Below are 6,904 nucleotides of genomic sequence, written 5' to 3'. Positions count from 1 at the left end.
AAAAAAAACGGCATGTGGTAGCACTGCTTTTACAAGTTACTTTATCAGGTTTGGAGTTCCTACTGCTAATCACTTGACACAAAAAAGTAACCCTCCAAAGGCGGACAAGCAAAAAAAGTCTAGGCTTTAGAAAAAAAGCTAAAATTTACTTCGTTACGCTACAAAAGATGTCCGAAGGACTCCTGAGGAGAAGTTTAATTCCAAGCATTTGTTCAATGATTAAACGAAGCTGTGCTTCAGCTTTTGGTTATATCCCAGCATCATCTTTTGCTTAACGCTTCACTACGTAAATTTCTTAACGCTTTTTTTCTAAGGCCGGAATTTATAAGGGCAAAGAGGATTGGCTTTGCCAATCCTCTTTGCCAGTTTTGTCACCACTTACGCCGTCATTCTGTCCATAGGTTCGTAGAACTCCTATGAAGACTCCTTAGGAGACGAGCATTAATAACCGTAGATTATTATTTCGGACGAAGAATCTTTCTTGTGATTAGGTGGTCGGTTCCAAATTATTGGTTTGTTCAATTAAATAGCACCGGACTTTAGGCCGGTGGAAATGATGGTGGTTGAAGTTGGTCATTCAACATTGATTATTCATTATTCTTCCGTTTATTTTGTTTTTCAGATATTTGATCCTCAAGGATGTGTATGAAAATGATTATACGTAGTTTATTGGTGGTGATTTTGATGCTGGGTGGTGCTGCCTCTTGGGTGGGGGCGCAGGGGTTGCCTGTGAATATTGAGAGCCTTTCTGATGAACAACTCATTCAGTTGGCTACTAAATATAATCTTATGGGCCTCAGTGAGGCTGAATTGGAAGCCAAGGCCAAAGAAGCAGGATTGGGGTCTGACCAGATTTTGCTGCTGAAAAAGCGTATTGCTTTATTGGATCCTTCGGTTGCGGGTGGACAACTGGCTTATAGCAACAAAACCGATAGCTATGTACTACGTAATAAAGTGCTGACCAAAGGTCCTTCGATTCGTTCAAAAGATTCTAGTGGCGTGTTGCAAGTATTTGGGGCGGAGATCTTTGATAACCTGGATCTGAGTTTTGAACCCAATTTGTCTATCGCTACCCCTTCTCAATACATCATTGGTGTCAATGACCAGTTGGTGATTGATGTGTACGGTGTCTCTGATGTAACTAAGAAATTAAAAGTAACGACAGAAGGAGATATTCGTTTTCCCAATCTGGGGCCTATTAAAGTGGCGGGATTGTCTGTAGATGATGCGCGAGCGAAGATCAAAAAAGCTTTGACCCGTATTTATCCGGGTATTGCTACCGGTGCGGTGGCAGTGCAGGTTTCTGTGGGACAAATACGCAGTATCCAAATCACCTTATTAGGTGAGGTACGTAGACCCGGCACCTATACCATTTCGGCATTGGCTACTTTAATGAATGCATTGTATGCATCAGGTGGTCCGAATGATATTGGATCTTTTAGAACAATAGAATTGTTACGTGGGGGGAAAGTGGTGACGAGTTTTGATCTCTATGATTTCCTCCTGAAAGGAGATTTGAGTAAGAACCGTTTATTACAAGATGATGATGTGATTCGTGTGGGTACTTACAATAGAAGAGTAGCTTTAAAAGGTGCATTGAAGAAGCCCGCCATTTTTGATATGAAAGCGGGTGAAACGGCTGCTGATCTTGTACAATATGCAGGCGGTTTTGCGGATTTGGCTTTTAAAGAAAGAGTAAGGGTAACCAGATTGGGTAGTAGTGGTCGAGAGGTGCTAACCGTGCCCTCTTCCGGATTATCAACTTTTCAATTGCAATCGGGAGATACTTTAGTGGTAGACTCATTACCCACCCTCTATGCTAACCGAGTGTGGGTGAGTGGTGCGGTATACCATAGTGGCGCTTATGGCTTGGCGCAAACTCAAGACTTGAAGACTTTGTTGCAATTAGCAGGACTGCGTGAAGATGCTTATCAGGAAAGAGGGTTGTTGAGAAGATTGAAAACGGATCTCACACCTTCTATGGTTTCCTTTAGTGTTCAGGAAGTACTCAAAGGGACTTTTAATCTGAACTTGCAGCGTGAAGATTCGATCCATATTTTCCGTGCTACAGATCTGCGTGAGCGTTATACGGTAGAGATCGATGGGGAAGTGAATCAACCGGGTCAGTATGATTATTTTGAGAACATGCGGGTGCAGGATCTGGTACTCCTGGCCAATGGATATCGCGAGGGTGCTGCCCGACAAAAAATAGAGATCTCCAGAAGATTATCTGCAGGTGGAGATACGATCTCTTATGCGGTGATCAAGGATATTAGTCTGGATAACCCGCAAGACCTGTTGTTTGAACTGAAGCCTTTTGATATGGTATCGGTTCGTCGATTACCGGTGTATAAAGAGCAGATCAAAGTGAGTATTGAAGGTGAAGTATTGTATCCCGGCACCTATACCTTATCGGGTAAGAATGAGCGTTTGTCTGATATCATTAACAGAGCAGGTGGACTTAAATCGTCTGCCTTTGCTGAGGGGGCAGTGTTGATTCGTAATACCTATGTAGGAATCACTTCCTCCGATGCTTCTTTGGTGGGTAGTAAAGCCAGACTGATCAATCAGCAAAGTGGAAAAAATATTATATCGGTTGATGGTGGTGATAGTACGATCCTCAAAACCTTAGCCGCTCAGCAAAAACCGGTGAGTATTCGGTTGGCAGATGCTTTGGGTCAAAAGGGTAGTGCGGCAGATGTATTCCTGGAAGAAGGGGATATCATCAAGATTCCTAAATCCATTCAAACCATTCAGACATTTGGGATGGTGAATTTGCCCAAACAAATTGTGTATCGTGAGGGACTGAGTTTCAAGGAAGCGGTACGTGCTTCGGGAGGTTTTGCGGTAAATGCATCGCGCAGGCATTCATATGTAGTGTACGCGAATGGTGAGATCAGAACCACACGTAACTTTTTATTCTTCCGCTCTTATCCATCCCTCAAAACGGGATCAGAAATCTATATACCCTCTCGCTCAGACAAGAAAAAACTCACCACAGGCGAAGCTGTAGCCGTAGTATCAGGTTTGACTTCGTTTTTGGGATTGTTGGTGGTGTTGATTAATACGGCGAGATGATTAGAGGTGAAAGGTGAAACGTGAAAGGTGAAATGGACGTTGACTTCTTTTCACGTTTCACCTTTCACGTTTCACTTTTGACTAAAAGAATAACGTATGCAACCAGTAAAAATGTCGGAAATATTAGATGCTTTGGGGCGGGTTTGGGGGTATTTGAGGTTACACTTTTTTAAGGGGCTGTTGATTGTTGTGATCGGGGCTTTGTTGGGGTTGCTGTATGCTTGGGTGGAGAAGCCTGCTTATAAAGGCAAAGTGAGTTTTATTTTGGATGAGAAAAGTAGTGGTATGGCTGGAGGATTGGCCGGACTGGCTTCTCAATTTGGATTTGATGTGGGGGCATTGGGAGGTAGTTCGGGGATGTTGGCAGGAGACAATATTTTAGATATCCTTACTTCAGAGTCGATCGTGCAGACTGTGCTTTTATCGAAGACAGATACTACTGCAGGTAAATCATCACCAACATTGGCAGACCGTTATTTGGTATTTTCCGGCTTACAAGAAAAGTGGCGGAAAAAAGAAGGTCCCATTGCCAGTGTCAGTTTTGCATCTTTAGCGCCCGGGGCTGCACATAGTTTGGTACAAGACAGTGTGTTGTATGTGTTGTATGAGCGATTGGTGAAAAAACATATCAAGGCAGAGCGTTTGAATAAAAAGGGGTCGATCATTACGGTAACTGCAGAGTCGGTAGATCCGGTATTTTCCAAACTGTTTGCAGAACGTTTGGTGGATGAGACCCGAAAGCTGTACATCAATGTAAAAACCAGTGTAGCTGCTGCTAATATGGATCGTTTGGAAAGGAGAGCCGATTCTTTACAACGGATCATTAATGCGAAGTCATACCAGTCTGCTTCCTTGCAACTATTGGATGCCAATGCCGCATATAAAACGGAAGCAGTACCTGCTGAAGTTTCTCAAAGAGAGCGCATGGTGGCTTATACCATTTATGCGGAAGTGATGAAAAATCTCGAAGCCAGTAGAATGACCATTGCCAATCAAACACCTGTGATGCAGGTATTGGATGTTTCCAAATATCCTTTAAAAGATAGCCGTAAGCCATGGTGGATGTTGATGCTGTTTGGGGTATTGGGTGGGGTGTTGGTTTGTGTGGGGTTGGTGTTTGTGTTTTATAGGGATTCTAAAAAAGAGTTCGTCATTTAGACCGGATCCCGCTTTAAGCGGGAGAAGTGGAGAAATCTTCTGACTTTGGGAATATCTTCATAGATGGTGCTATCGATGAGGGGGTGTCTCGATCCGCCAAAGGCGGACTCGACATGACGTTCTTCGCTGCGCTCAGAATGACGGCTTTTCTTGGGGTTAAACTTACATAATCAATAACAACGAATACATGAAATGGAAGCTCTTTTGGTGTGGGGTGGTGGGGTTGATTGGGAGTAGCAGTCTTGTGGTGGGGCAGACGGTGCCGGTGGGGATGGTGGGGTTTGATGATCAGTTGAAGATATTGCAATTGCAAGGAAAAATTGGGGCGGAACATTCTTTGATGGCTCGCCCTTTTTTTATGCCTAGAGGGATGGGTACTGATAGTTTGTATAGACTGATTGATTCAAATAGTACGTATACACCTGTACAACGATCATTTTTTAATGGGAAAGGGCGGATGGAAGTCCTGCCTTTGCATGTGTATAGCAAATTCAACAGCGATAGACCTTATTCTTGGAACCAGGCCGGCTTTATACAGGCAAAAGGATTGCAAGCATTGGCTTCAACGGGGGTGTATGCTTCTTATGGTTGGGTGGATGTGCAGTTGAAGCCTGAAGTGGTATATGCTGCCAATCCTTCTTTTCCTTTCAATGCTAATTACGGTGCACCTACCCGCGGCACTTATTCTAAAGCTTTTTTAGGACAATCTTCTATTCGAGTGAATAAGGCGGGATTGTCATTGGGTTTGTCCACCGAAAATTTATGGTGGGGACCGGGTTTGCACAATTCTTTATTGATGAGTAATAATGCTCCGGGTTTTGCACATCTGACATTCAATACTACAAAACCAATCAAAACACCTATCGGAAATTTTGAGTTTCAGTTGATCGGGGGGAAGTTGGTAGAGGATACTTCTTTGTTATTGGAAAATAAAAACCTGAACACTACTTATTATAATCCATTGATGTATACCGGCGATGGATTTTCAGGTCCGAATGATTTGAAAAAAAATTGGCGTTACTTGAGTGCAGTCACATTAAGCTATAATCCGAAATGGGTGAAGGGATTATTTCTGTCTGTTACTAGGGTGGGATATGCATACAAGATGAATATCGACAGCAATGGAGTAGGCAATAGTTTTATGCAAAAATATTTTCCTGTGTTGTTTGGTGTGCTCCGACAGAATTATCCTTATGGAACACCTACCGGTGGAGCAGGTATTGCTTATAAACAAATGGCTTCTTTATCTGCACGTATGGTTTTCCCTGAATCACACACAGAGATCTATACCGAATATGGTTATGGTGATAATTTCTTAAACCTGCGTGATTTGAATACCGATGCAGTACATGCCACAGCCTATGTATTGGGGATTCGTAAACTGAAAAAATTGAATCGTGGGCAGCAATGGTTGGATTTTTCAGCAGAGATGACCAAAATGTCGGAGTCAGTGAATTATTTGCTGCGTACTGCAGGTGATTGGTATGGGTATGAAGGTGGATATACGAATCAAAGTCGCATCATTGGTGCAGGGGTTGGGAGAGGCAACAATTGTTATACGTTTAGGACTCAGTGGTTGAATGGTTTCTCGAGATTGGGTATGGTGGTGCAGGGTATACATCATGGTCCTACGGCAATAGTAGCAGCTCCTTTATCTAATTTCGGATTAAGAGATGTGAAGTGGAATGATTTTGCCATTGGATTGAATGGTCAGAAACAATTCAAACATTTTATTCTGAATGCTGAGTTGCAAAGTGTAAGTACCAAGAATTATGCTTGGGAAAAAGGAAATAACCGCTTTAATTTTTATGGCTTTATAACGGCTACATATTTATGGTAAGAACTATTCAGTTGACAGGAATGCTGGTATTGTGTTTTGCAATCCATACAATAGCGAGTGCACAACAAGGGTTATTGCAGCAAACACAGATACAGGACTATTATCGAAGATTACAGTTGGCGGGGGATAGCAGTATCAAGAGTTCTTTCCATGTGCAACCTTATCAAGCTCGATCTAAGCAAGATCTGTTTAGACAAAAAAAAGATACTTTTCTTTTTCAATCTGTTGTAGGTATAACGATTCAAAATAATTCTGCTTTACCCTATGGTTATAATGATGAAAATCTGTATCCGGCTATTGGGTTACAACAGCGTGTAACAGTCGGCGCCAGATTTGAGACCAAGGATTTGTTGATTCAGATACAACCTGAGTGGGTGAATGCAGCCAATACAACAGGTAAACCGTTATTACCTCCGGCCATGAATAATTTGGGGAATTATTATGCTCGGTATTTTGCCATGTTGGGCAATCGTATTGATATGCCGCTTTATTTTGGTGAGCAAAAGTTGAGCACCGTATATGCCGGACAGTCAGCTTTAAAATACAAGTTTGCAGGTTTTGCAGCCGGGATATCTACAGAAAATGTATGGTGGGGCCCTGCTCGTTACAATGCCTTGATCATGGGGAATAATGCCCCGGGTTTTTTGCATGCCACTTTGAATACCACCACACCCTTTTCAACACCTATTGGTGAGTTTGAAGCGCAGGTGGTAGTGGGGGAAATGGAAGCATCAGGTATCACTCCCCCGGAATTTGAACGAATGTCGCAACTGGGTTGTCCGCAATGTTATGAAGCGCCTCCGGCAGGTAAAAAGCGTAGGATGACCG

The 6,904-nt window shown here is 42.8% G+C and carries 4 protein-coding genes; all 4 read left to right on the top strand.

The genetic code is table 11. The annotated features are described in order from the left end of the window. Window positions 1–645: 645 nt before the first annotated feature. Window positions 646–3,078: an SLBB domain-containing protein gene (locus ACTIEV_RS15240; RefSeq protein WP_439516795.1), complete on the top strand. Its 2,433-nt coding sequence runs from the start codon at window positions 646–648 to the stop codon at window positions 3,076–3,078. A 96-nt stretch (window positions 3,079–3,174) separates the two neighbouring features. Then, window positions 3,175–4,236, top strand: a complete 1,062-nt coding sequence (locus ACTIEV_RS15235) for a hypothetical protein (RefSeq protein WP_439516794.1) — start codon at window positions 3,175–3,177, stop codon at window positions 4,234–4,236. A gap of 187 nt (window positions 4,237–4,423) precedes the next feature. Further along, a complete protein-coding gene (locus tag ACTIEV_RS15230; protein ID WP_439516793.1) occupies window positions 4,424–6,076 on the top strand; it encodes a capsule assembly Wzi family protein in 1,653 nt (550 codons plus the stop codon). Further along, window positions 6,070–6,904 (top strand): capsule assembly Wzi family protein (locus tag ACTIEV_RS15225; protein WP_439516792.1); only part of this gene is annotated, 835 nt, incomplete at its 3' end. The genes ACTIEV_RS15230 and ACTIEV_RS15225, both read left to right, overlap by 7 nt.

This window comes from Sediminibacterium sp. (assembly GCF_051861365.1).
Classification (GTDB): domain Bacteria; phylum Bacteroidota; class Bacteroidia; order Chitinophagales; family Chitinophagaceae; genus Sediminibacterium.
The sequence above is the reverse complement of the archived record's forward strand: the minus strand, read 5'-3'. Positions and strand labels throughout refer to the sequence as shown.